This window comes from Mycobacterium sp. NGS26 (assembly GCF_059813025.1).
On the sequence record NZ_JCALDU010000001.1, the window covers coordinates 367,918 to 392,668 of the forward strand.

Genomic DNA, 24,751 nt, shown 5'->3' on the forward strand with positions numbered 1-24,751 from the left:
ATGACCGAGGGTTTGTCGATCAGAGAAGTCCGCGCCGTTTCGAGTCCCGCCGACCGGATCTTCTTCGCCCTTAGCAACGTCTTGATCATTTTTGCGATCGCGGTGGTGTCCAGCCCGCGGCACTTCGGCCAGATTGCGGTTCTTCTGACGCTGCTCGCCGCGGCGGTCGGCGTCTTGCACGGTGCGCTGGGAACGCCCCTGCTGCTGACCGCGGGACGCAGCCCGGCCGAGATCCGGCGGGAAGGCTCGTTCGCCGTGACCACCGCCCTGCTGGTCAGCCCCGTCATCGGCGGCGTCATGTGGGCGGTCAAGGGGCAGGCGCCTCAGTTGCCGGCAACCTTGATCATCATCGCGACACCGATCGTGCTCGTCTTGGATGTCCTGCGTTACGTCGCCGTCGCCCAGGGCCGCCCACACGTTGCGACCCGCTGGAGCGGGATGTGGTTGGCGGGTTCGGCCGCGCTGCCGGTGGCGACGTGGCTGCGCCTGCCGGTGGCCACGACCAGTCACCTCATCGGCGCGTGGACGGCTCTCGCATTAGTTGCGCTGACCGGAATGCTGGCCGCCGTTCGCACCGGCCCGCGGCTCCACGGCTACCCGGCTTGGATCTCCGACGGCTGGCAACGTCGAGCGCGGTACGGAATGGACTCCGGCGTCGGGCAATTGGGACTGTTCGCGGTGCTGTTGTTCGCGACCGTTGTCTTGAATCCGGACGTGACCGCCGCGCTGCGTGGTGCCACGGCATTGCTGGCGCCCGTCGCCGTCGCGGCGTGCGCGGTTTCGTCGTCGGCGATCCCACGCACGCCGCCGCGGCGAGCGTGGAGCTCATCGGCCCGAACCGCTTCGATCGCCACGTCCGCGACGATCCTCGTCGGCGCGACGTTGTTTTTATTGCCCGGCAAGGTCGGTGAACTCGTCCTCGGCCCCACATTCAAAGAGGCACAGGCGATTATCCCGATCGTCGCACTGGACAACGCGATGGCGGCGTGGGTCATCGCCGTCACGATGCAGCTGCGCGCCGTGCATCGAAGCGCCGATGCGCTGAGGCTGCGGCTCGGCTACGCGGTCGTCGCGCTCGCGGCGGCGCTCGGCGGCGGGCTGCAGTTCCGCACCGCGGCGGGGATCGCGGTTGGTATCGCGACAGCGACGACATTCATCACGGCGCTCGCGCTGGTTCGGTACAGGCCGTGGGCCGAGCCGGCGGCCGGACGTCGCGGCGCGGCCGTCGAGTTTGTGACCGGCCAGGACTTTCTGAAGGTCGGCGCGCCGAGGCCCATGCCACTCGCGACGGGGCTGCGGCTGCGCGAATCGACACCGGTGGACGGGGCGCTCATCACCCTGTGGTCGTTTGCGGCATTGGCGGTGTTCATCCCCGCGGCGATCATCCGCTTCAGTGGGATTCCCACCGACAGGACCTGGCTGTGGTTGATCCCGACCATCACGATCTCCGCCGCGCGGCTCGCCTGGCTGATCGGGAATGGCGAACGGCGGCTGTTCGAAACCACGTTCTGGCTTTTCAGCTGCATCTTCATGGGCTTGACGCCGTTGGCTCAGGTTCGCGAGAACGAATGGCCCTACACCGACCCGCACATCGATTCGACCCTCGTCGTGCCGGCCGTGATGATCGTCCTTGTCGGATTCGGCGCATTTCTGGCCGGCGCCGGTTTGGACAACGTGAGGTGGCCGCAACGGCGCTGGCATGCGGCGCGGCGCACCCGGCCTAACCAGGACTTCACGATCAACTATCCACGCACCGTACTGCTTGTCGTGTTCGCCGTTCTCGTCGACATGTACTACCTCTCCCGCGTCGGCTGGTTGCAATTTCTGATGAGCCGCGCCGACCTGCTTGCGGCCTACGATGCCGCTTGGCCGCGACTGAGCCCGGGCGTCGTGATGATGCCGCTCACCCACATGGCGTTGCTGGTCGCCTTCATCGCGCTGATGCGCTTCCGCAGAGAGGCGAACAAGGCACGTGCGCGGGGAGAGGACATCTCCTCGACGGTCATGCGCAGCAACATGGCGCTGATCGTCTTGATCGGAATCCTGTTGGCGGACACCATGAATCCGATATCGAACGCGCGTTACCTTTCCGGCACCGCGATATTGGCTGCCGCCACGGCATTCGGGCTGTTTGCCACCAGGCGGCGTTTCCGTGTTGCCGTGTGCGGGCTCCTGTTCGGAATGCTCATCGTCTTCCCGGTGTACTCCAATGCATTTCGCTACACCACGCACGCGGAGATCGAACTGGAGAACCCCGTCAAGGCGCTGCTGTCACCCGACTACGATTCCTTCGACCAGCTGATGAACGGCTATCTGGTCACGGCGCGCGAAGGGAACGTGCCCGGCAAGCAATTCATGGGTGTGCTGCTCTTCTGGGTGCCAAGGGCGGTATGGGGTGACAAGCCCGTCGACACCGGTGTGTACATCGCGAACGAGCGCGGCTACTCCTTCACCAATCTGTCCGCACCCTTGTGGATCGAGTTCTACATGAACGGCGGTTGGGTGCCGCTTGCCATTGGAATGTTCGCTCTGGGATTCGGCCTGCATCGCTGGGACACGCGACTGAACGCTTCATTCGACGTCGACCGGATGCCCAGCCTGATCGGCTGCATCCTGCCGTTCTATCTGTTGATCCTGCTGCGCGGTTCGCTCCTGCAGGCCACGTCCTTCGTATTTTTCATCCTGGTGTTCTCATTCTTTGTCCGACAACGAAAGAACGTAAAGATCCGGCCCCGCGCACCCGCAGCGCGTCCGGAACCGCCACCCGCGTCACGCGTGCTGCAGCCAGGGGCGAGTTATGTCCCCGCCTAAGGCGCCGACGAGCGCGCGGCGCGCGATCCTGCTGGCCGTCGCCGCGACGTTGGCGTTGAGTCTCGGCGTCCTGACCTACCGCGAATTGCACGCCGCCGGCCGCTCGGAAAGCCGAGGCAGGTCGTCCGACATCGGCGCCTGGGTATCGCCGCCGTCCCCCTCGACGATGTTCGACTACAAGCCCACGTTGCTCGCCGTCGGCGACTGGTCCACCCCGTTCATCCCCTATCTGGTCACCGAAACCTTGGGCTGGAAGCTGGTTCTCGCCGCCCAAGGCGGCACCGGCTTCATTCGTGGCACCGACAACCCGTCACCTCCGCGAGTGCCATTCATCGACGGCCTGGACCAGGATGCGGCGACCTATTACGTCGATCATGTTCTGATCGACGGCGGCCGCAACGACATCGGCGAACCGCCGGAACGGGTGACGGCCGCAGCCGACGAGTACCTCAAGAAGGTTCACTCGGTCTGGCCGTACGCCAAGCTCATCGTCGTGCTCCCCGCCCCCGTCGCACCGGAGGTGGCTCCGAACTACCCCGCCGTGGCGGACGGACTTCGCCAGGCCGCGGGAAGCCTCGGGGCCTACGTGATCGATCCGGTGGCGCAGCAGTGGTATCTCGGCGTCGACATGAAGCCGCTGCTCTCGCCCGACGGCCTGCACCTCAACGACAACGGCGAGGTCTACTACGCGAGCAAGATCGTCGCGAGCCTGAGACAACTGGGGTTGACGCCGTGACGGGAATGCTGGCGTTGCTCGCGGCCGTGCGCGGCAAATTGTTGCTCCTTCTCATATGGACGTTGGCGGGCGCCGCCGCCGCGGGCGGAATCAACCTGCTGCTGCCCGTGGTCTACGAGGCAACCGCGAAGGTCGTCGTTGCGACGCCGTACTGGAACGACTCCACCGCGCTCGACGACCCGAATTTCGGTGGAGCCACGAACCTCGCGTTCGGTGACGAGTTCACCCAGCAACGCATGACGAGCTACTCGCGGCTGGTCACGACGCCGATGGTCACCGGCCGCGTTGCCGACCGCCTGCGGCTGAGCGAGTCCGCCGACGAGCTGGCCAAGAAGCTGACCGGCCACGTCGTTCCCGAGAGCGTGATCCTCGACGTCAAGGCCGAGGACGCCTCCCCGGCTCGGGCCGCGATGATCGCCGATGCGGCCGCGCAGCAGACCATCTACATCATCAAGGACGTCGAACGCCCGCCCTATACCCTGGTGTCTCCGGTGCAGCCGCTGCTCTTCCAGCCCGCGCCCGTTCCATCACACCCCATCTCACCGCGAACGTTGCTGAACGTCTTCTCGGGAGCAATCTTGGGTCTGCTGCTCGGGCTGACCTATATCGCCGCCTATGCCGCCGCGAAAGAACGGCGCCGGTTCGCGCGAATCCGGGGCGGCGACGGCACCCTCGCCGACGAACTCACCGGCGCGCTCGGTGTGGTCACCGCCGACGAGCAACCGCCGGCCGGCGGCAGCAACACCGACATGAAGCTGCTGCGCATCGAAGTCGCGCACCTCCTGAATCAGGCCGGCGCCCAATCGGTTCTGACGACGGCGCCCCGTGCCACCGCGGCCACCGGCAGGATCGCCACGCTGCTCGCGACCGCTCTGATCGAAGCCGGCTCACCCACCATCGTGGTAAGCGCCGACTTCACCGCCGAGCACGACGACCCCCGGGTCGGGTTGGGTGACCTGCTGCGCACGGCCTCGACTCTCGACTCGGCCATCGAAACGGACGACCGCACGGGCCTGAGCTGGATTCCGGCCGGAACCCCGCCCGAAGACCCGACACGGGAACTCACGGGCACGAAGATGCGCGATCTACTCGGTGACCTGGCCACTCGCTACCGCTACGTCATCGTCGTGGGGCCGGCGACGCTGGAGCTGGCCGATGCGGTGGACATGGCGAGTGTGACGGGTGCGTCGATTCTGGTCGACCCCGTCTCGCAAACCACCGCGGGGGAGGTTCGCGAGAGCGAACGGCTGCTGCGGCTGGCCCGCGGCACATACCTGGGGCGGGTCGCCGTGATCGATCAGTCTTTCTCGGAGGAGCTCGAGACGCCGCGGTCCGATCCGCGACGTCCGGCTACGAGTGGTCAGCAAGCACCGTGAACGGAGAACGATGGAGTTAGTGACGCGAGGCTGGGTGATCTTCAGGCGGCGTTGGCCAATCCTGCTTGCGTGCCTGGCGATTGCGACGGTCGGTGTGGCGGTTTACAACGTCAGCGCCGGCAAGAACTACGTCGCGTCCACCGAGGTGTTTCTCCGGGCCCCCGACGTGAAGACCTCCGTCACCGCATACCAGGGCGACCTGTTCTCCCGGCAACGCGCGCAAACATACGTCAAGACGTTCCAAAGCGACGAGCTGGCGCAGATGGTGATCGACAAGCTCGGCCTGAAAATGACGCCCCGACAGTTGTCGTCCCGGGTCTCGGCGAGCTACGTGAAAAACACTGTGCTGATGGTCGTTTCGGTCACCGACCCCGACCCGCAGCGCGCGGCGAACATCGCCAACGAATACGGCAATCTGCTGGGCGCCTACATCGCCAAGCTGGAGAACGTCAGCAACGACCCGAATTATCCGCCCCTGATTCAGGTCGTGGCAAAGGCGAACCCCGCCAGCGTCAAGCATTCCGGGTTTCCAACGTGGATGGTCGCGTTCGCGGCGGGCGCCATGGCCCTTTTCGTTGCGGCCGCTTTGATCTGGTTCCTGGAGCATTTCGATACCAAAGTGATCTCCCGACGGCAGGTGGAGGAGATCACCGGAAGCGAGATCATCGGCAAGCTGCCCAAAGTCTCGGATGTCAAGGCTCTGCGCAAGTCCGAGAAACTCCGCCAGGCGGCGTTGCGGCTCAGCCTGAACGTCGACTCCGTGCTGCAACGACTACCCACTTCGGGATCGCCACCCAAGGTCGCCGTCGTGGCCGGCAACCTCGATGATCGGGGCACCATCGCGACCTCGGCGCTCGCGCAGGCGTTCGCCGACCGTCGACGACTGGTAGGCGTCGTCCGTTTCGCCAAACGCAGGCAGCAGCCGGACGCGACCGACCCGGGCACCGTACGCTCCGCGCCCAGGCACGACCAAACCAATCCGGTGACGACCGTGATCAACGTGACGGCAGGGCTGACGCCGGACAGCGTCGGCCGCGAACTGGAGCAGCTGCGCCCGAGCAACAACGTCGTGTTGATCGACACCCCGCCGTTTCACGAGTCGACCGATGCGCAGCTGGCTCTCGGCGCGGCGGACGCCGCGATACTCGTCGTGCGGCCGGTCGCCACCACGACGGCTTCGCTGGCGGAACTGGTCGCCGGGGTCAAGGTGCTCGGCAAGCCCATCCTTGGTGTCGTCGTCAACATGGCGAAGGAGACGGCGACCGTCGACGGGCTCTACCTCTGACGGGTTCGCGACTCAAACAACATGTCCGCCTGGATCTTTCGCCCCCGCTCATCGCTGACGGCGCCGTAGGTGCGGACAGGCTCATAGCCGCGGTCACGGAGCCAGCCGACCAACTCATCGGCCAGCACCTGCCCTTCGTATAGCTCGACGAACGAGGCCTCCGCGCAGACGTAGGCGAACTTGTCGAGCAGCTCCCCGCACGCGCGCAACGCCTCGAGCTCGTAACCCTGGACGTCGAGCTTCAGCAACGCCGGCTCCTCGATGGAGCCGGCGTCGAGAAACTCCGACAGCGGGCCGGTCCGCACCGCCTCGGTGCGCACTTCGCCGGTGCCCCGGAAGACGCTTTCCTGTGTGGCGGTGATGGGCAGCAGGGACGACGAGTCATCGTGACGCGACACGTGCATGGTGGATTGCCCGCTCTCGGGCCCGAGCGCGGCATGGTGCAGCGTGACCCGCGGCTCGTTGGCAAAGACGCGGCGGAACGTTGCGGCGGGCAGCGCCAGCGGCTCGAGCGCGACGATCTTCGCGTCGGGAAATGCGCGCAGGGCGAAAAGCGTGAACTGACCGCGGTTGGCGCCGACATCGACGACGGTACGCAGCTGCAGCCCGCCGAGCGCCTCCTCATGCTCGACGGCCGCCGCCACCCGGTGCCGCAACAGCGCGGCTCGATAGCTCCCCACCCTCAGGATGGCGATGAGTTTCGCCGAGCGCCTCATGCCGCGCCGGCCTTCCCGATCGCCCCGGCTATCGACGTTACGAAACCGAGTGCGGCGCCCCGCGCTTCGAAGTTTTCGAGGAAGCAGGCCCGGGCGCGCCGCCGCATTTCTGCGCGGCCGGCGTCCGACAGGTCCATCCAGCGGTTCAGCAGCGAGGCGGCGCCGGCGACGGTATCGCCGTCGACAAGACCCGCCCCGCAGCGTTCGATCTCGCGCCAGATGTTGACCTTGTCGCTGATGAGGACGGGCAGCCCGCACGCGAGCGCCTCGGCGACGACGACGCCGAAGTTCTCCGAGTGCGACGGCAACACGAACGCGTCGGCAGCCCGGTATGCGCCCCACTTGGCATCGCCGTTCAGCATCCCGGTCCAGGTGATGCGGCCCGTCACTCCACGCGACTCGGCCAGCGCCCGCAGCCCGGCCTCCGATCCCGATTCGTCGGGTCCCGCCACGACCAGGTGCAGGCTCTCGTCGCGATCGCACACCCGCGAGAACGCCTCGATCAGCAGGTCGCACCCCTTCTTCGGATGCAGCCTGCCGAGGAAGAGCAGCCGACGCTTGTCTCGCAGGTGCGGGTTCGCCGACAGGAAGGCCTCCCGCTGCAGCGCCGGGTTGCCGTGCGGCTCTTCGATTCCCAGGCCGACGATGGCCTCCCGCGCGTGGTACGGCGTGAACGCGGTCCGGGCCAGGCGTCGCTCCTCCTCGCAGGTGTATAGGACGGCCCGGGCGTCGCGAAGCGTACGGTGCTCGAAAAGTCGCCAGTAGAGCGCCTTCTTGGCGTGCTTGCCGGGATAGCGCTCCCTGAACCACGGGTCCAGCGCGCCGTGCACGAAAAGAAAATATGGCACCCCGGCTTTGCGGCACGCCGCGCGCACCGCCTGGCTTTGGTACTGCCAGATACCGTGGACGGTCACGGCGTCGTAGCCGGGCGCATGCCGCTGTAGCCAGGGCCTCAAATGCCTTGTGTACCCGTACTTTCCGAGTCCAGGGCCGAAGGCGCGGGGTGAGCCGGGCAGATCGGTGAGCCACGGCGCGGACGGGGGGTCCAACGTGATCACGTCGACCGAGTGGCCCAGGTCGATGAGGCTGCGGGTGAGTTGATTCACGACGACGCACGGCCCTCCGTAAGCGGGGTCGAGTGTGCCCGCAACCTGGAGCAGGCGCACCGGCGGGATCCTCACCGGCTCCCGTACCGTCGCGACGTGTCGATGACGCCGACGCGGGGTACTGCGATCACATCACTCACAGCGGTGAGGCTATACACCTCAGACCCGCTCTTTGTGTCCCGACGCCACGATGCCGAAAGTGTTGTCCGGAAAGAACTTGGCGCCGATCGCCTGAAGCAACGCCGACTGGGTCGAAAAGTAGCGGTCTATTTCCACGTTGTCGAACCGCTCCCGCAGCAAATCGACGAGCGCCAGCTCATCCACACCCTGCCTGACCACGTGGTATTCGACGACGTCCGACGGTTCGGATTCGTCATATACCCCCCTGAGGCGCCGCCAACGCGTCTTGAGCCCGCGCTTGATCTCCCCTTGTGTCGCGCGCCAGGCGAAATACGACCCCCACGACAAAACTCGCGCCGTCCGGGTCTGGCGCGGATACCACAGCGGGTCCTGGAATGTCACCATGGCACCGCCCGGACGCAGCACCCGGTCGCAAAGGCTGGTGACCGCCTCGATGTAGTCGGGGATGTGGTGAATCACCGAAATCAGCAAGATGACGTCGAATTGCGACCCCACCCGCAGCGGTGCACTGCCGTTGGCGTCATAGATCACCGTCACGTTATGTTGACCCGCGAACTTGTGCTCCAGAAATTCGAAGCTCGCCTTCGACATCTCGGTAACGGTCGGGGTCCCGCCGGCCGCGAGAACGACTTCGGTCACGGAGCCGTGCCCGGCGCCGATCTCCAGCACGGCGCAGGTTCCCCGTCGGCTGACCACCTCGGCGACAACCGACGCGATCTTGGCGTTCAGGCGCTCATGCAGGGCGTCGTGTCGCAGGTGGGGGTTGCTGGCGTAGTCATGACCCTCGCCGTGCGAAATATCCTGAAAACGAAAAACAGCGGCGCGTTGTTTATCGCTCAAGCCCACTTTTCACCTGCTCGCTTTGGTGTAGACGCCAAAACCGCTCCAACTCCTTGTCGCCAGTCGGGTTTCGGCCCCTCATCAAAGGTAGTGTGGCCGCGACCGGAATGATATCCCAGAAGTACGGCGCATCAACCGATTTCGATGCCGAGAGCATGCGGCGGCGATTTCGCGGCGCATTCGGGTTCCCGGGAAGGCGGTGGGCAACCCGCGCCGTTGTGCGGGACGGCTTGGGATTTTGCTGGTCAATCAGATCTTCGCGCCGTTCGTGTGGGAGAAGCCATCAAACCTTCCGTGTTTTCACAAGTCGAATCATGTATTCCCGTGCCTCGGCCGATTTCAGACTCCCCGGGAGTCAGTGCCAGCATCCGTAAGCCACCCAAAAGCGCGGCATGCTTTCTCACATGTATTTCAAAGTTCCCATGCCAAAATAAATCTATAAATGGATGGACCGCGAACTAAAGCATCGCCGGCATCTTCCAATTGCGCTCGGCGATGCGCGGTTATTCTCCACCACCGCGGCCTTCCTGCTCGAACGATCACCGACACGCTTCGCCCGGGTCGGCGCCGGCTTCCTCGAGTCCCCCGGCTGGCCCGCAGTCTGTTCTATGCGGTGTATCCCGTGTGTGAGCATGCGCTCAGCATCAAGTTATACCATATGTCCCTAGTTAGCTTCCAAAACGGTCTAAAAGTATGTATCCTGCCCCATAGGGACATGAACGGTATATGAGTCCCGTACACCCAGGTGCCGCACTAACCCCAGCCAGCCTCCGGGTCGGCTTGCTTCCGTAGGAGGAAGGACATGTCGTTCGTGGCCGCGCGGCCAGAGCTGATTGCGTCCGAGGCCTACACCGCTACCGAGGCCGCCGACGCGGTGGCAGCCGGCTGAGGGACGGGTGTCTGTGGCGATCGACTTTGGAGCATTTCCCCCCGAGTTCAACTCCGCGCGGATGTATGCGGGTCCCGGCCCGGGATCGATGGCCGTGGCCGCGGCGCTCTGGGACGAGTTGGCCGCCGACTTGTATTCCGCCGCGAGTGCCTACCGATCGGTGATCACGGGCTTGACCACCCAAGGGTGGATGGGTCCCTCGTCACTCGCCATGGCATCCGCGTTCGGTCCCTATGCGGCCTGGATGGCCGGGGCTGCCGCGCGCGCAGCCGAGACGGCCAGCCAGGCCCGGCTTGCCGTGGAGGTTTGGGAAGCCGCCTTCGCGATGACCGTGCCACCAGTGGAGGTCGCCGCCAACCGGGCTCGACTCGCGGCGCTGGTCGCCACCAACATCTTGGGTCAGAACACCGCGGCGATCGCGGCCACCGAGGCCGAATACGCCGAGATGTGGGCCCTGGACGCCGCGGCGATGTACGGCTATGCCGCGGGGTCGGCAGAGGCCGCGATGCTGACAGGGTTCACCCCAGTGCCCGACGTCGTGAACCCGGCCGGGGTGGAATTGCAGGAGTCCGTGCAGGGAGCCCAGGCCGGCACGTCGACCAGCGCCGGAGCGCAGTCAGCGATCTCACAACTGATGTCCGCGCTGCCCACAACGCTCAACAGCCTCGCGTCACCCCTTGCGGCGCCCCTTACGGACGCGGGCGCCGGTGGGTCGTCCGCGGCCGCCGCGACCGGACTTTTCGGAGGAACGACCGGTTTGAGCAGCATTGCCCAAAGCGTGATCGCCTCGTACGCCGTGCTCCCGGGGTGGGCTGCGATGTTCTTCGGGGGCGACGCGCTGGGGCCCCTGATGAACCCCGATGTCTTCCTGCCCTTCGCGGCTTCCGCGGCGGCCGCCGCACCCGCGGCCGCGGCTTCGACCACCGCCCCGGCCGCGTTGGTGTCGACGTTGGCCGGGACCACGGGCGGTTTGGGTGGTGGTATGGCCGGCCTGGGCCAAGCGGCTGCGGTCGGCGGGCTGTCGGTACCGGCGAACTGGGGCTGGGCCGCGGGAGGTCCGGCGATGCTGGGCGGCATGCCGTTGGCGTCGCCGGTGCTGCCGTTGCCGGGCACCGGTCTTGGCACCGGGCTTGGTGCGCCACTGATGTTCGGTGCGCTGCCGCGGGCCGCGGCGGCGGGCTCAGGCGGTACGGCCGCCGCCAAGTACGGGCCACGCATGAGCGTCGTGGCGCGCCCGCCGGCCGCCGGATACCCGGCGTCCGCGACACCCCTGCCCGCCGCGGGTTATTCGATGCCCGCCGGACTCCCGCCGCCGGCACCCGGATACACGCCCGCAATCGTGTACCTCCCCACCAACGGACATGCGACGGTCCCAGAGTGATGCGAAGGAGGGCGCCCCACAGCACTGCGCCGTCACTGGTTCTCAGCCAAATCGACGAGCGACTGCCTCGGAAGGAGATGCAGTGAAGTACATGCCCACGACCGTCGCCGGGGTAACGGTCATCGACGTCGAACCCGACCGAGACCACCGCGGCTTCGTCTACCAGTCGTTCTGCGCGGCCGAATTCGTCTCCCGCGGCCTGATTCCCGACGTCTCGCAGACGCATGTCTGCTTCAACCACACCCGGGGCACCCTGCGCGGTCTGCGTCGCCAGGCACCGCCACACGCCGTGGCCACACTGGTTCGGTGCACCCGCGGCGCGGTTGCGAGCGTCGCGGTGGACGTCCGCCCCGAGTCGCACACCTATGGCGGCCACGTGATGGTGGAGTTGAGTGCGGACAACCGCCGGGCGCTGTTCCTGCCGCCGGCCGTCGCACACGGCTTCCAGGCGTTGACCGACGACACCGAACTCATCTACCAGGCCAGCGGTCCGTACGAGCCGGCGAGTGAGCAGGGATTCCGCTGGGACGAACCGGAATTCGGCATCGCGTGGCCGTTGCCGGTCACCGTGATCTCCGAACAGGACGCCAGCTGGCCCTACCTGCAACGGCGCCGGCTTGCCCCGACTCGCGCCGAGGATGAGGTCGCCAGGAGCGAGGCATCATGACGCCGCTCGCGGCCGCGTGCCGGCACCGCGGAGAGCAATCGGGATAGGTCGGCCATGGCCCGCGAAGTGCTCTCCCCGGTCGCGCCGAAATACTCTGCGCCTCAGCGCAATCGGCGATCGCACATTCACCGCCGAAACGGCCAGCCGCCCGTCACCGCGCAGTCGGCGCCGGCAGTCCACGCCGGCCCCGCGCGCCGCTGGCAGCACCAGTATTCGCGGCTGTTGTTCATCACCGATTCGCTGATCGTATGCGCGTCGGTGATGCTTGCGCAGTACGCCCGGTTCGGTGATTCACCGGGTAGTCCCGGTCATCCGCGCCAGTGGATCACACTGTTTTCGGTTGTGTTCATCGCACTGTGGCTGTTGTGCCTGACCGTGTTTCGCACGAGATCGATCCGTGTCATCGGTGACGGTATCGAGGAATATCGGCGCATCGCCAGCGCATCGTTCTGGACTTTCGGCATCATCGCGATGACAACTCTGCTCGCGAAGATCTTCCTGGCCAGAGGCTACTTGGCGGTCGCGCTTCCGGTGGGCACCCTGGGATTGCTGGTGAGCCGCCGCTTGTGGCGCTACTACGTTGCCAACCAACGGGCGCACGGCAGATATCAGACGCGGGTATTGGCGATCGGGGACCTCGCCGCCGTTTCCCAGCTGGCAGAGGAACTGACTCGCAATTCCCGGGGTGGCTACGTCGTCGTCGGGGTCGGAATTCCGGGATACGGGCCACCCCGCGGCCAGAAACTCCTCGTCCACGACAGGGAAATTCCCGTGCTCGGTGACGAGGCGCACGCGCTGGCTGCGATCGATAGTTGTGGGGCGGACACCGTGGCCTTGACCGGAACCGACTGTTTCGGCGTGCGTGGAATCAGACAGCTGATGTGGCAATTGGAAACCCTGGACATCGACCTTGTGGTGGCCCACGGGGTGATGGACGTCGCCGAAGCCCGGCTGGCCTTGCGCCCAGTCGCCGGGTTCCCGATGCTTCACGTCGAAAAGCCGCAATACCGAGAGGCTCAATCCTTCCAGAAGCGTGCCCTCGACATCTGTTTCGCGCTCACCGCACTTATCGTTGCCTCGCCCTTCCTCTTTGCCGCGGCGATCGCGATCAAGCTGACGAGTAAAGGGCCTGTCTTCTACCGAGCCGAACGCATCGGAATCGATGGCAAGCCGTTCATGATGCTCAAATTGCGGACGATGGTCGACGGCGCCGACGAACAGGTCGAGCACCTGCTACCCCTGAACGGGAGCGCTGGTGGTGTGCTCTTCAAGATTCGGCAGGACCCCCGGGTCACACGCGTGGGCCGCATACTCCGGAGATTCAGCATCGATGAGTTCCCCCAATTCATCAACGTGCTCAAGCAGGACATGAGCGTCGTCGGACCGCGGCCCCCGCTGAGGCGAGAAGTGGACAAGTACGACGGCGATGTGAGGCGACGGCTGCTCGTCAAACCGGGCGTCACCGGGCTGTGGCAGGTGAGCGGTCGTTCGGATCTGTCGTGGGAGGAATCGGTACGGCTGGACTTGTCGTACGTGGAGAACTGGTCGATGGCCGGTGACCTCATCATCATCGCCAAGACCGTCAAGGCGGTCTTGACCAGGCGAGGAGCGTACTGAGTGGGCGTCGACAGCGGCGTGGCCAGTGCGCGCTCGGTGACCGAGACGCGTTCCGGCAGTTCAGGATCCGCGTCGGACCTGTTGCCGCTGTCGGTATCGCAGACCGGGCTGTGGTATGTGAGCCAACTCGCGCCGGACTCACCGGCGTACAACGAGTTGATCGTGATCCGCAAAACCGGTCCGCTGGCGGTGGAAGCACTGCGCCGGGCGCTTACCGAGGTTGTGGCGAGGCATGCGGCGTTGCGCACCTCCTTTAGGACCGTCGACGGCATGCCCTATCAATTCGTCCGGGAGCCCGCCGATGTCGATCTGCCCCTCACAGATCTGTCAGACCTGGGTCCCGACCGCGCCGTTGCTCGTGCAACCGAGATCGCCGCCGCCGACACGATGCGTCGTTACGACCTTGCCGACGGAGCGTTGATACGTGCGCGGCTGATTCGCATCACCGATCAGGACCATCGCCTCTACCTGGGCCTGCACCATCTGGTGTGCGACGGTACAACGCTGAACCGCGTCGTATTCCCCGAGCTGATAGCGCTATACCGCAACTACGCCACAGGCGCGTCCTCGTCGCTGCCCGACCCGGAGGCGCAGTACGCCGACTACACGATGTGGGAACTCGATTGGGTTCGCGGACCCGAGGTGGCCAACCGAATTGCTCACTGGCGCAAGCGTCTTGACGGCAGCGCGGCCACCCAGCTGCCGCTGGACCACCCGCGACCGCTGCGTCAGAGTCTTTCCGGCGGGACGATCCCGCTCACGATTGACAGCAGCACCGTTTCCGGGCTACGCCGGGTGGCTGAACCCGCGGGAGGCACCCTTTTCCACGCGCTGGCCGCCGCGTACGCGTGGTGGCTTCATCTTTACGGCGAGTCCGCCGACGTCGTCTTCGGCACCACGGACGACCTGCGCCGCTGCGACGGCCTGCCGGGGGTGGCCGGATACTGCGTCACGCCGGTGGTCCTGCGATGTGGCGTGTCGGGCGACGAGTCCTTCACCACATTGGTAGGCCGAATGCGTGGCGTGGTCTCCGAGGCGCTCGGCGAGCTGGTGCCGTTCGACACCCTGGTGGCCGACCTGGGTCTGCCCCGAGATCCGCGCAGCAATCCCCTGTTTCAAGCAACGTTGGAACTTCAGTCGTCGCTGACGCCGGCAGCCGAGGATTGGTCACTGCACGTGATGGCACCCGACGTGGGCGACGCGGTGGCATCGGCGAAGTTCGACATCAGCATCCAGCTCGACGAGCGGCCGGAGGGGCACGTCGAGGGAGGGTTCGTCTTCAGCACGGATTTGTTCCACCGTGCGACAGCAGAGGAGATGGCCATCCACTGGTGCCGGTTGCTCGACGTTGTCGCGGCGGCACCCGGCATACCGATGGCCGAACATGACTTGGTAACCCCGGATGAGCGGCAGCGACAGCTCGGCTGGAATCGGACTACCCCGCAAGGCAATCCACCGCAATCCATACACGACGTCATCAGCGTGCAGGTCGAACGCGCACCCGACGCGCCGGCCGTGCGGGTCGGCCAAACGACCCTCACCTACCGCCAACTGGACGACCGCGCGACGGTCATCGCATCGGAATTGATTCGGGCGGGTGCCGCGCCCGGCACGGTGGTGGCCTTACTGCTGGACCGCACACCCGACCTGGTGGCGGCCATCTTGGGAGTTCTCAAATCCGGTGCGGCGTTTCTGCCGCTGGATCCCCGTCAGCCGACCTCCCGGAACAGGTTCTGTATCAACGACACTGGCGCCAGCATCGTGCTTACCGACCGCGAGCTGCCGACCGGCGGAGAGACCGTCGTGGCCACCGTTATCGACCTCCGCGATGTGGGGCCGGGCGAACCCCGCGGTGATGCGCTGTCACGCACCGTGTCTCCGGTGGACCTGGCCTACGTGATCTATACGTCCGGCTCCACCGGTCGCCCGAAGCCGGCGCTCATCGAGCATCGCGGCGTCACGAACCTCATGTGCACCATGTTTCGTCAGTTCGGTGTCACCTCCTCCGATACCGTGCTGTCGGTTGCCTCCATCGCCTTCGACATGGCGCTCGGCGACATCTTCTGCGCGTTGGCGTGTGGAGCACGCGTGGTGCTTGCCACGGCCATGGAGGCGATGGACCCGGCCGCGCTGATCCGGCTGATGGCGGATGCCCGCGCGACCTACATGATGGCCACGCCGGCCACCTGGACGGCGCTCATCGCCGCCGGGTGGAGCGGAGATCGGAACCTCACCGCAGTGCCCGCCGGCGAAGCGCTGACGGATACGCTTGCCGCCGCACTACTGCAGCGGTGCCGGGCGGTCTGGAACGCCTACGGCCCCAGCGAAACCACGGTCGTCACCAACGTCGTGCGTCTGGCCCCGGGGGACACCGTCACGGTGGGCAGGGCCTTGCCGAACGTCCGGGTGTACATCACCGATCCCCGCGGGCGACTCCAACCGATCGGCGTTCCCGGGGAAATCGTCATAGGTGGCGTCTCGGTGGGTCGCGGCTACCTCGATCGCCCCGAGTATGCGCATCGGTTCGCAGACGATCCGTTCCATGCCGGTGGACGTATATACCGGACCGGCGACCGGGGCAGGTTCTTGCCCGACGGCCGCATACAACACCTGGGGCGCTACGACGAACAGCTCAAGATACGCGGATTCCGCATCGAGCCGGGCGAGATCGAGTCCGCCCTGTGCGAGCACCCAGAGGTGAGAGGCTGCGCGGTGGTCGCTCGCGAGACACCCAGCGGCGAACAGCAGTTGGTCGCGTATGTCATCGACAGTTCCGGATGCCCGGGTGACGCACAAGCACGCGATTGGCTGCGCCGCCGCCTGCCCGAGTACATGGTTCCCAACGCATTCGTACGTCTGAGCGCACTGCCCACGAACGCCAGTGGAAAGCTCGACAAGGCCGCCCTGCCCACGCCCTCGGCACCGAGAACCGATCTCATCGGCGCTCGGCCTCCGCGCACCGACACGGAAAGGCGCGTCGCCGGGTTGTGGGCTGAGCTGCTGGTCATGCCGGTAACCGACGTCGAGGCCGACTTCTTCGACATGGGCGGTCATTCGCTGTTGGCGGCGCGACTGATCTCCGAAGTCGAGCGGGCATTTGGTGTCGAGCTGTCGCTTGCTGCGTTCCTCGACTATGGCAGGACCGTTGCGCAACTTGCGGAACTACTCGACGCGGACGGCCGGGTCGGGAGCGACGAAGCAACCTCCCGCGCACCGCTGCACTTCATCTTCTCCGGTCTTTCGTCGGCGATGAGCCTGCGACACTTCACGGCTCAGTGGGGTGCCGCGCAGCCGGTACACGCGTTGGTCCCCGAACAGCCGGGTGGCCTATTCGACCGATCCATGACCATCGAGCAGCATGCCACCCAGGCCCTTTCGGCGATCCGCAGCCGGCAGCCGGACGGCCCGCTCGCGCTCGTCGGCTACTCGTTCGGCGGGCTCGTGGCCTACGAGGTCGCCCGGCAGGCCGTCGATGCCGGCCAGCACGTCGAGTGGCTGGGCGTTCTCGATATGCCGGCACCATCGATGGAAAAACATCTGCGGGCGGAGATGACGCTGCGATGGCGGCTTCGCCGGTTGCGGCGACGTCCGGCACAAGAGCGGTGGGCCAAGTACCGCGAGGTCGCGCTCCGGGTGCTTCGCGGCGGCCCGCTGTGGCCGGAGAACGACTTCGATTATCGCGGCGCCGCGGAGATCATATTCCGCTATCAGCAAGCCGGGCACGAGGTGCCGATGCACCTGTTCGTGAGCGAGGTAACGGCGGAGGCTGCGGAAGCAGATCTGTTGGGCTGGGACGAATTTCACAAGGGGCCGCTGACCGCCCATCGTATTGCCGGTGACCACACGGCGGCGCTCGATCCGCCGGAGGTCCAGCGGGTTGCAAGGATGATGCTCGACTCGCTTCGCGCAGCGAGGGCATCGAGACATTCAGATCCGTTGTAGTCCAGCGGAATTCACCAGCCGGTGGCCAACTAGTCCACGAGCTCGGCGCGCATGCCGAAGGTTGTCACCACAATCCGCCGGTCTACCCCTTCGCGAGCACTCACGCGGGGATTTTTTCTATCCTGCCAGATGATCACGGTATCGGAAGAGTCTGGGCCGGTTCCTATTTCCGCCGGGTCGTATGGAAGTGATTCGGCGTAGATCCGGCTCAGCATCGAGGAGCCGTCGAAAATGTGGCCGCACACCGGGTTGATGTAGACAACGTAAATGCTGCTGTCTCGCTCCCGCAGCGCGGCCTCGATCTTGTTCAGAAGCTGTGTGATCAGAACCTTTTCGAAGGGATTGAACAAGAATATGACGAGATTGCCCGGTGGAAGCGCATAGTCCAGAACGTCCCCTTCGACAACGGATATCGGCGTTCGCTGCGGGTGGTTCCGGCGCACCACCAGAGCATTCTCACTGGCAACCTCGGCGAGCTCGGGCGATATTTCCACGCCGACGATCGACCCGAACGGAAACTCGGACGCCACCACCAAAGCACGCCCTTTTCCGCAACCCAGGTCGACGAAAGTTGTTCCACTATCAACGGGGAGAATGTTCAAGGCCCGGCGAAGGATGCTCGGCTGCACACCGAGATAGCCGACGCGACCGGTGGTCGCTTTCAGGGGATAGCCCAGCCGGAGAACGGATCCGGGCAGCACGCCGCTGGTTTTTATTGCGTACTCGTTGTCAAATGGGTGGGCGGGAGCCAGACGCATGAATCTTTTCGATCTTTGATCGTAGTACTCGAAAAGTGCCCGGCGGATCGGCTCGAACCGGGAGGCGATTTCGAGACTACGGCCAACCAATCTGGTGCCACGACGAACCCAGGTGGGCCTCACATTCGCCCCGCCGACGGAACGATTCTTCTGCATACAACGCCCTCACATCGCGGCGATTCGGTCGCGTTGGAAGAACCCTAGCAAGAAGGCGGCAGGGGCGAGATTTTTGCGTACCGACCGCGTCACCGTGATGGAGCGCAATAAGGCGGGACGGCGGTCCCGGGTGACGCTACGATGAGGCGGTGCTGAAAGTACCGCCTCGGCACCGGGGCCGATAAACCGATGAATATGCGGCTCGCGGCGCGAATTGTCATCGCGCTCGTCGTAACGATGTTAGCCGCGCTGGCACTGTATTTCGTTTTCCTCCGGGGCGAGCGACCGGCTCACGGTGACGTGAATGATCCCATCCGGTCATCATCGGTTTCGGCGGTTGAAGGTTCCCAGTGAATGAGATGTGGTGAACGGCAGGACACGCATCTGGTCTGCGGTGGTCGACCAAGTCTTCTCCAGCGCCAGCAACGGAATCTTCACATTCGCCGTCGCGGTGGCGTCCAGCACGCGATCGTTCGGCGAAATCGTTCTGATGATCACGGCACTCACCGCCCTACTGGGAGCGCAGCGCGGTGCCCTCGGAACCCCACTGCTGCTGAAATCCGATCAAACGACCGTGCAAATACGCCGCGAGGGTTCCCACGCGCTGCTCGCCGGCCTGGTGGTCGGCTGCGTCGTTCTGGGCGTGATGGTGGCCTTCGGATACGCACTCGGCTTGCCCGCGGTGTTGCTGTCCGTCTCCGCGCCGATTGTGTTGTGCCAAGACATCTTGCGATATGTCGCGATCTCCGGTGGCAGGCCGCAAGTCGCGGCCACCTGGGACGGCGTCTGGTTCCTCGGAACGGTTCTGTTACTCGTTTCGGCGTGGCTGAAGCTTTCGACCGTGCCGTGGCTGATCGGGGGGTGGGCGGGCCTCGGCCTGATCGCTCTCATCGGGATGGCGGCGGATCTTCGGATGCTGCCCCGACTCGACGGCTTCGGGCGGTGGCTGCGGGCCGGCTGGCAGCACCGCATCAGATACGGCATCGACGCGGGCCTCGAGCAAACCAACCTGTTCCTGGTCCTCGGAATGGTGACGGCGGTATTGAGTCCGGCGGCCACGGCGGCGCTTCGCGGCGCGACGCTGCTCTTGGCGCCCATTGGGATTCTCGTCGGCGCCCTGCAGCTGGTCGTCATTTCCGAAGCCACCCGCAACACCGCGCAGCCCCGGACGGTCTGGTACGCCTCACTGCGATGGTTCGCCGGCGTCGCGGCATTGGCCGTGGCCGGCGGTGTGGCGCTGTGTTCAGTGCCGGGCCGCGTGGGGGGCTACGTCCTGGGCCAGTCATTCGGACCGGCCCAACATGTCCTTCCCATCATCGTGATCGAGTACTGCGCAAGCGTGGTCGCGTTCGCGCTGTGCATCTTCCTCAAGACGTTCAATCGGAGTCTGGACGTGTTGCGGTTCAAAATCGCGTGGATGATGGTGACGCTCGTGACGTGCACCGGCGCCGCCTTGCTGTTCCGCAGCGCAAGCGGCGTGGCCGTCGGCCTGGCGGTGGGATCGATACTGGTGACCTCCCTGGGGCTGGCCTACTACGCACCGTGGGAGGCCTGCACCCGCGCGTCGTCCGTGGACATCACGGCGGGGACCAAAGAGCTTGGCGCTCAAGGTGATTGCGAACCGACCGATTCTAACTTGTAGACGCGCCGAGCGTTGCTCGTGGTGATGTGCGCGACGTCCTCCGGCTGACGATCCAGAAGTTCGGCCACGGCGCGCACGGTGTACGGAAGGCAGTACGGCTCGTTGACCATGCCCCGATACGGGTGCGGCGTCAGAAACGGCGCGTCGGTTTCCACCAGCAGCTGCTCCGGCGGTATCAATCGCACGGCCTCGCGCAGGGCGTGTGCATTGCGAAAGCTCACCGTCCCGGACAGGCTGAGCAACCACCCGGCGTCCACGCAACGGCGGGCCATCGCACTGTCCGACGAAAAGCAGTGGAAGATCACGGCGTCGGGTGCCCCCTCGGCGGCCAGCACGTCGAGCACCTCGGCGTCGGCATCGCGGTTGTGGATCATGAGCGGTTTCCCGCAGCGCTTGGCCAGGTCGATGTGCCAGGCGAATGCCTCGCGCTGGACATCGGGTCGGGCGCAGCCGTCCAGGCGCCCCGGCCAGTACAGGTCCATGCCCGTCTCGCCGACTGCCACGACCCTCGGGTGGACTGCCAGTCCCTCGATTTCGGCTCGCGCCGAATCGTCCAGCGCGTCGGCGCGGGTGGGGTGCAGCGCCACCGCCGCGTACACCCGCCGATCCCACTCGGCGGCCCGCGTCACCCAGCGCGCCGAGTCCAGATCGTCGGCGATGGTGACCATCGCGACCACCCCGACCGCCGCGGCGCGTTCCACGATGGCGCGCAAGCCGACGGCGTCACCGGCGCCGCACGCGTCGAGGTGGGTGTGGGCATCGACCAGGGGCGCCAACGGCTCCGGGGCGGGCGGCGCTTCTCGTTCACCAGATCGGTAGGAGCTCACGCGGACACAATAGGGTGGTTCTCGATGAGGCCCTACTACGTCACCACCGCGATCACGTACCCCAATGCCGCACCGCACCTGGGGCACGCCTACGAGTACATCGCCACCGACGCGATTGCCCGGTTCAAGCGGCTGGACGGCTTCGATGTGCGCTTCCTGACCGGGACCGACGAGCACGGCCTCAAGGTCGCCCAGGCCGCGGCGGCCGAGGGGCTGCCCACCGCCGAACTGGCCCGGCGCAATTCCGACGTGTTCCAGCGGCTGCAGGAGAGGCTGAACATCTCCTTCGACAGGTTCATCCGCACCACCGACGCCGACCACCACGAGGCCTCCAAGGAAATCTGGCGGCGGATGTCGGCGGCCGGCGACATCTACCTCGACGCCTACTCCGGCTGGTACTCGGTGCGCGACGAGCGGTTCTTCGTCGAATCGGAAACCAGGCTCCTCGACGACGGGAACCGCATCGCCGTCGAGACCGGCGCCCCGCTGACGTGGACCGAGGAGCAGACGTACTTCTTCCGGCTCTCGGCGTATGCCGACAAGCTGCTGGCCCACTACGAGGCCAACCCGGACTTCATCGCGCCCGAGGTGCGGCGCAACGAGGTCGTCAGCTTCGTGTCGGGGGGCCTGCGCGACCTGTCCATCTCGCGCACCTCGTTCGACTGGGGGGTCCAGGTGCCCGATCGCCCCGATCACGTGATGTACGTCTGGGTCGACGCCCTGACCAACTACCTGACCGGGGCCGGCTACCCCGACACCGACTCCGAGTTGTTCCGGCGCTACTGGCCGGCCGACTTGCACATGATCGGCAAGGACATCATCCGGTTCCACACCGTGTACTGGCCGGCGTTTTTGATGTCGGCCGGAATCGAGCTGCCCCGAAGGGTTTTCGCGCACGGGTTTCTGCTCAACCGCGGCGAGAAGATGAGCAAGTCGGTGGGCAACATCGTCGACCCGGTGACCCTGATCGACACGTTCGGCGTGGACCAGGTGCGCTATTTCCTGCTGCGGGAAGTCCCGTTCGGCCAGGACGGCAGCTACAGCGAGGAAGCCATCGTCACCCGGATCAACGCCGATCTGGCCAACGAGCTCGGCAACCTGGCCCAGCGGTCGCTGTCGATGGTGGCCAAGAACCTGGGCGGTGTGGTGCCCGAACCCGGCGAGTTCACCGCCGCCGACACCGAACTGCTGAAGACGGCCGCGGGTCTGCTGGATCGGGTGCGCGCGAGCTTCGACGCCCAGGCGATGCACCTGGCCCTCGAGGCGATTTGGCTGATGCTCGGCGAGGCGAACAAGTACTTTTCGGCCCAGCAGCCGTGGGTGCTGCGCAAGAGCGAGTCCGACGCCGATCAGGTGCGGTTCCGGACCGTCCTCTACACCACCTGCGAGGCGGTCCGCGTCGCGGCGCTGCTCGTGCAACCCGTCATGCCCGAATCGGCCAACAAGCTGCTGGACTTGCTGGGCCAGGGCGAAGACCGGCGGGCATTCGCCGCCGTCGACGCGCGGCTGGTGCCCGGCACGCCACTGCCGGCGCCGACGGGTGTGTTCCCCCGTTACCAGCCTTCCGAAGTCGAGTGAGCGGAACGCAGTGACGGGAACGAGACGAGCATCCAGCACCGACGTCGAGTGATCATGCGAATGAATTGCGAATGCATTGGGGGAAAGCTCCCCACACAGCCACTGCTACGGCCATAATCTGCGCGTGGACCGACGACGTAATCGGCAACAGGACCAATCACCGATGGCCACGTTGCAGGAACTGCCGGCGTCGCTCGTGCTGGAGCGGATCCCGGTTCCCGTGCTGGCCGTCGCGCACGACGGCAGCATCATCTTCACCAACACCGCATTTGCGGAGATGGTGGGCTACGAGCCGGACGAGGTCTTGTCGCTGGGCTTCCACCAAATCTTCAGCCAGGCCCAGACCGCGGAGTCCCCACTGTCGCTCGTCCACGCCCTGGCGAACGAGGTCGTCGAACTGGTGCACAAGGACGGCTCCGTGGTGCGCGCTCTGATGAGCAAGTCCGCGATGAAGCGGGCGGACGATCAATTTGCCCTCGCCACGTTCCAGGACCTCACCGAGCAGTTGTGGCAGGACGAGCGCTAAAAGCGCGGGCACCTAGCGGGTCGCCGGCTCGACCGTGGCGTCGTCGCGAGCAACCGCGACCTTCGCATGGCGCAGCGCTTCGCGGTGCAGGAATTGCTGGAAATATGACAACGACGCTTCCACCGCGATGCCGGGCAGCAGCAGTTCCCAGATCTGTGTCAACCGGCCGGTGAGCCCGCCGCCCGCGGCCATGTCATTGCCGGACTTCGCGTTGAACACCAACCGCGTTCCGAACATGGCGCCGATTATCGACTCACTGACCATTTCCGGATCGACGTGCTCCCGCAGATCTCCTTCGGTGATTGCCCGCCGGGCCTCGGCCGCCACCTGGTTCACCAAGTTTGCGTAGAAGCCGGAAGCCGTTTCATTGAACCCGCTCAGGGCGGCGGCCAGTTGCTCGGCCGCGGCGGCCGTCTTGTCCGAGCCGAGCACGTTCGCCACCGCCAGCGTTCCATGGATCATGTTCTCGAGCGCCGGCGAACCCGGTCTGCACACATTGCGAAAGGCCCCGAGGAGCGTGCCGGAGCCTTCTTCGATGATCGCGGACGCCAGCGGTTCCTTCGCATCGAAGTGGTGGTACAGGGCGCCCTTCGTCATGCCCGTGCGCTCGACGATCGTGCCCCACCCGGCGGCCGTGTACCCGACCTCCATGAACACGTCGATCGCGGCGTCGAGAATCTTTCGCCGGGTCAGCTCGGATCGAACCTGGCGCGCCACCGCTGTACCTCCGGAATTTGGACCGGCCTACACGCCGAACCTCGGTGCCCTACATCCTCCCCCGGTCAGCGGGTCAAGCGTAAGCGAACCGCCCTAACGGGGTTAGTCGTGAGTTGCGCCGGCGGTCGTGGCGCTGTTCGCAAGTGCTGCGCGCCGGCCGATGAATTGCCGGAAGTAATCGATTCGGTCCGGTCGCAGGATCCCGGGCAGCAGCAGGGCCCAACTCTTCTCCAGATCGTGGAGAAACCGCTCCGGTTCGTCCAGGTTGCTGGTATGCCGCAACCCCAGGTAGAGCGACACGATGAGGCGCCCGACATCCTCCGGATCGCACCCTTCGTCGACATCACCGTCGGCAATCGCGTCCTGCACCACGCGGGCGAAGGTTTGGATCCACCCGCCCAACAGCGTCGCGTGCAGGTCTTCCACCCGCCCGATCGCCTCCACCAGGTGCAGCGATGCCCTGGTCACGTCCTGCGTGATGTCCTCAACGGCCAGCCAGAAGACGAGGTCCACGAGGGTTTCCAGGCCCGAAAGCTCGCGGGCGAACAGGTCTGCGAACGCGGCGGTACCGGTGGCGATCTGTTCTTCGATGACCGCGATCGCCAGGGCGTGCTTCGACCGGAAGTGGAAATACATGGCGCCCTTGGTCAATTCGGCCTCGGCGAGGATGTCGTCGAGGCCGACCTCGTGGTAGGCGCGGCGCGCAAACTGGTGCGCGGCGGCGCCCAGAATCTGTCTCCGAGTGGTGTCCGCTCGGCTGCCGGTCGGACGTTCGGTCATCGCACCCGCAAGGCTGGTTTGTGTAGCGCCGGAACGGGGACGGCTGCGCCGACGTGCGCATGGTGTTTCACGTTCGCGATGCCTTCCTCGGAAAACGCCCCCATCTGCAAGCCGCCGGTCCCAGTAGCCACCGGTTGGCATTCATCGGACGGCATGGGAGCGGCGCTTCGAATGTAGTTTAGGTGCCTTCGTTCGGCGGGCGGAGTTTCAAGGCCTTAGCGGGCCGATTGTCCCAACATACTTAGATACCTTATATCGGC

The 24,751-nt window shown here is 65.7% G+C and carries 18 protein-coding genes; 11 read left to right on the forward strand and 7 right to left on the reverse strand.

All coding sequences use genetic code 11. The features are described from left to right. Genes AC5Y6X_RS01755 through AC5Y6X_RS01770 form a run of 4 tightly spaced genes read left to right on the forward strand, consistent with a single transcriptional unit; the run spans position 1 to position 6,208 of the window. Positions 1-2,811: an MATE family efflux transporter gene (locus AC5Y6X_RS01755; RefSeq protein ID WP_499983907.1), complete on the forward strand. Its 2,811-nt coding sequence runs from the start codon at positions 1-3 to the stop codon at positions 2,809-2,811. Continuing rightward, entirely contained in the window at positions 2,798-3,547 is a 750-nt protein-coding gene (locus AC5Y6X_RS01760) for an SGNH/GDSL hydrolase family protein (RefSeq protein ID WP_499983912.1), read from the forward strand. Before AC5Y6X_RS01755 ends, AC5Y6X_RS01760 begins: the two co-directional genes overlap by 14 nt. Continuing rightward, complete coding sequence (locus AC5Y6X_RS01765; protein WP_499983914.1) at positions 3,544-4,923, forward strand: hypothetical protein; 1,380 nt, start codon at positions 3,544-3,546, stop codon at positions 4,921-4,923. Before AC5Y6X_RS01760 ends, AC5Y6X_RS01765 begins: the two co-directional genes overlap by 4 nt. 19 nt (positions 4,924-4,942) lie before the next feature. After that, positions 4,943-6,208 carry a YveK family protein gene (locus AC5Y6X_RS01770; RefSeq protein WP_499983917.1) on the forward strand — a complete coding sequence of 422 codons (1,266 nt, stop codon included), beginning with the start codon at positions 4,943-4,945 and terminating at the stop codon, positions 6,206-6,208. Here the strand turns inward: AC5Y6X_RS01770 and AC5Y6X_RS01775 are convergent. The 3 genes from AC5Y6X_RS01775 to AC5Y6X_RS01785 all read right to left on the reverse strand — a co-directional run bounded on the left by AC5Y6X_RS01775 (position 6,199) and on the right by AC5Y6X_RS01785 (position 9,017). Then, entirely contained in the window at positions 6,199-6,924 is a 726-nt protein-coding gene (locus tag AC5Y6X_RS01775; RefSeq protein WP_499983920.1) for an FkbM family methyltransferase, read from the reverse strand. The genes AC5Y6X_RS01770 and AC5Y6X_RS01775 overlap by 10 nt on opposite strands. Continuing rightward, positions 6,921-8,090 carry a glycosyltransferase gene (locus AC5Y6X_RS01780; protein WP_499983923.1) on the reverse strand — a complete coding sequence of 390 codons (1,170 nt, stop codon included), beginning with the start codon at positions 8,088-8,090 and terminating at the stop codon, positions 6,921-6,923. Before AC5Y6X_RS01780 ends, AC5Y6X_RS01775 begins: the two co-directional genes overlap by 4 nt. Positions 8,091-8,189: 99 nt before the next feature. Next, complete coding sequence (locus tag AC5Y6X_RS01785) at positions 8,190-9,017, reverse strand: class I SAM-dependent methyltransferase (RefSeq protein WP_499983927.1); 828 nt, start codon at positions 9,015-9,017, stop codon at positions 8,190-8,192. An 896-nt stretch (positions 9,018-9,913) separates the two neighbouring features. Between AC5Y6X_RS01785 and AC5Y6X_RS01790 the strand changes: the two genes are divergently transcribed. The 4 genes from AC5Y6X_RS01790 (at position 9,914) to AC5Y6X_RS01805 (ending at position 17,507) form a co-directional block, all read left to right on the forward strand. Further along, positions 9,914-11,281 carry a PPE family protein gene (locus AC5Y6X_RS01790; protein WP_324674666.1) on the forward strand — a complete coding sequence of 456 codons (1,368 nt, stop codon included), beginning with the start codon at positions 9,914-9,916 and terminating at the stop codon, positions 11,279-11,281. 82 nt (positions 11,282-11,363) lie between these two features. Next, positions 11,364-11,948 (forward strand): dTDP-4-dehydrorhamnose 3,5-epimerase family protein, encoded by a 585-nt coding sequence (locus AC5Y6X_RS01795; protein ID WP_324674664.1) that lies wholly within the window; start codon positions 11,364-11,366, stop codon positions 11,946-11,948. A 54-nt stretch (positions 11,949-12,002) separates the two neighbouring features. Beyond that, positions 12,003-13,565: a sugar transferase gene (locus tag AC5Y6X_RS01800; RefSeq protein WP_499983931.1), complete on the forward strand. Its 1,563-nt coding sequence runs from the start codon at positions 12,003-12,005 to the stop codon at positions 13,563-13,565. Then, a complete protein-coding gene (locus AC5Y6X_RS01805) occupies positions 13,566-17,507 on the forward strand; it encodes a non-ribosomal peptide synthetase (RefSeq protein ID WP_499983933.1) in 3,942 nt (1,313 codons plus the stop codon). It abuts the gene before it with no gap. 29 nt (positions 17,508-17,536) lie between these two features. On the opposite strand, the gene AC5Y6X_RS01810 is transcribed toward AC5Y6X_RS01805, so the two are convergent. Continuing rightward, positions 17,537-18,421, reverse strand: coding sequence for a methyltransferase domain-containing protein (locus tag AC5Y6X_RS01810; protein ID WP_499983934.1), 885 nt, complete (start codon positions 18,419-18,421; stop codon positions 17,537-17,539). 364 nt (positions 18,422-18,785) lie between these two features. Between AC5Y6X_RS01810 and AC5Y6X_RS01815 the strand changes: the two genes are divergently transcribed. Next, positions 18,786-20,063, forward strand: a complete 1,278-nt coding sequence (locus tag AC5Y6X_RS01815; protein ID WP_499983936.1) for an MATE family efflux transporter — start codon at positions 18,786-18,788, stop codon at positions 20,061-20,063. On the opposite strand, the gene AC5Y6X_RS01820 is transcribed toward AC5Y6X_RS01815, so the two are convergent. Beyond that, a complete protein-coding gene (locus tag AC5Y6X_RS01820) occupies positions 20,027-20,890 on the reverse strand; it encodes a TatD family hydrolase (protein ID WP_499983938.1) in 864 nt (287 codons plus the stop codon). The two genes, AC5Y6X_RS01815 and AC5Y6X_RS01820, sit on opposite strands and share 37 nt — an antisense overlap. A 24-nt stretch (positions 20,891-20,914) precedes the next feature. Between AC5Y6X_RS01820 and metG the strand changes: the two genes are divergently transcribed. Next, complete coding sequence (metG, locus tag AC5Y6X_RS01825) at positions 20,915-22,468, forward strand: methionine--tRNA ligase (protein ID WP_499983940.1); 1,554 nt, start codon at positions 20,915-20,917, stop codon at positions 22,466-22,468. A 163-nt stretch (positions 22,469-22,631) separates the two neighbouring features. Beyond that, positions 22,632-22,994 (forward strand): PAS domain-containing protein, encoded by a 363-nt coding sequence (locus AC5Y6X_RS01830; protein WP_324674650.1) that lies wholly within the window; start codon positions 22,632-22,634, stop codon positions 22,992-22,994. Between the two features lie 12 nt (positions 22,995-23,006). Here AC5Y6X_RS01830 and AC5Y6X_RS01835 read toward each other — a convergent pair whose 3' ends face one another. Both AC5Y6X_RS01835 and AC5Y6X_RS01840 read right to left on the reverse strand, forming a co-directional pair. Then, on the reverse strand, positions 23,007-23,711 hold the full coding sequence (locus AC5Y6X_RS01835; protein ID WP_499983941.1) for a TetR family transcriptional regulator: 705 nt from the start codon (positions 23,709-23,711) through the stop codon (positions 23,007-23,009). 102 nt (positions 23,712-23,813) lie between these two features. Then, positions 23,814-24,491: a TetR family transcriptional regulator gene (locus tag AC5Y6X_RS01840; RefSeq protein WP_499983943.1), complete on the reverse strand. Its 678-nt coding sequence runs from the start codon at positions 24,489-24,491 to the stop codon at positions 23,814-23,816. Between the last annotated feature and the right edge of the window lie 260 nt (positions 24,492-24,751).

Excerpts from the sequence above, each read along its gene's own strand:
- AC5Y6X_RS01755 (WP_499983907.1), top strand. The coding sequence starts at position 1 with ATGACCGAGGGTTTGTCGATCAGAGAAGTCCGCGCCGTTTCGAGTCCC.
- AC5Y6X_RS01760 (WP_499983912.1), top strand. The coding sequence starts at position 2,798 with ATGTCCCCGCCTAAGGCGCCGACGAGCGCGCGGCGCGCGATCCTGCTG.
- AC5Y6X_RS01775 (WP_499983920.1), bottom strand. The coding sequence starts at position 6,924 with ATGAGGCGCTCGGCGAAACTCATCGCCATCCTGAGGGTGGGGAGCTAT.
- AC5Y6X_RS01800 (WP_499983931.1), top strand. The coding sequence starts at position 12,003 with ATGGCCCGCGAAGTGCTCTCCCCGGTCGCGCCGAAATACTCTGCGCCT.
- AC5Y6X_RS01810 (WP_499983934.1), bottom strand. The coding sequence starts at position 18,421 with ATGCAGAAGAATCGTTCCGTCGGCGGGGCGAATGTGAGGCCCACCTGG.
- metG (WP_499983940.1), top strand. The coding sequence starts at position 20,915 with ATGAGGCCCTACTACGTCACCACCGCGATCACGTACCCCAATGCCGCA.
- AC5Y6X_RS01830 (WP_324674650.1), top strand. The coding sequence starts at position 22,632 with ATGGCCACGTTGCAGGAACTGCCGGCGTCGCTCGTGCTGGAGCGGATC.
- AC5Y6X_RS01840 (WP_499983943.1), bottom strand. The coding sequence starts at position 24,491 with ATGACCGAACGTCCGACCGGCAGCCGAGCGGACACCACTCGGAGACAG.